General features: G+C 74.1%; 1 pseudogene. It reads right to left on the bottom strand.

The features are described 5' to 3' along the window. Nucleotides 1-163: pseudogene (locus G3I40_RS47190) on the bottom strand (endonuclease); the annotation flags it as partial. Between the last annotated feature and the right edge of the window lie 216 nt (nucleotides 164-379).

The following is a 379-nucleotide window of genomic DNA, read 5'->3' as shown; positions in this document are numbered from 1 at the left end:
TGACGCCGCGCTCGCGCAGTCGCAGCAAGGAGTCGGGCAGATGGCCGGGGCAGAGGTTCTCGGCCACGGCCTCGACCCAGTCGATGCCGGGCATGGCCTCGACGATGTCGGCGATCTCCGGTCGCCAGCCGATCCCGGTGCCCAGGTGCGCGAGCTGCTCCATGGTCGTCCCCCTCCTTCGCCCTGCTCCTCTCCTCGCCGCGGCGAGGCCGTTCGAACCCGGGGAGGGGGACGTTCAGAGCTACATTTGAGGTTTCCCGGCCGGCCACCGGGACGGGTCCCGCCCCAGCAGCGCCAGCATCCGGTCGAGGTCCGAGCCGCCCGCGGGCCCCTCGACGGGCGGCGCGAACGCGGCGCCGGGAGCACGGGAGGCCGGGTC

Source organism: Streptomyces sp. SID14478 (assembly GCF_010548525.1).
Taxonomy (GTDB): Bacteria; Actinomycetota; Actinomycetes; order Streptomycetales; family Streptomycetaceae; genus Streptomyces.
Note: the sequence above shows the minus strand (reverse complement) of the source record. Positions and strands in the feature narration are given on the sequence as shown.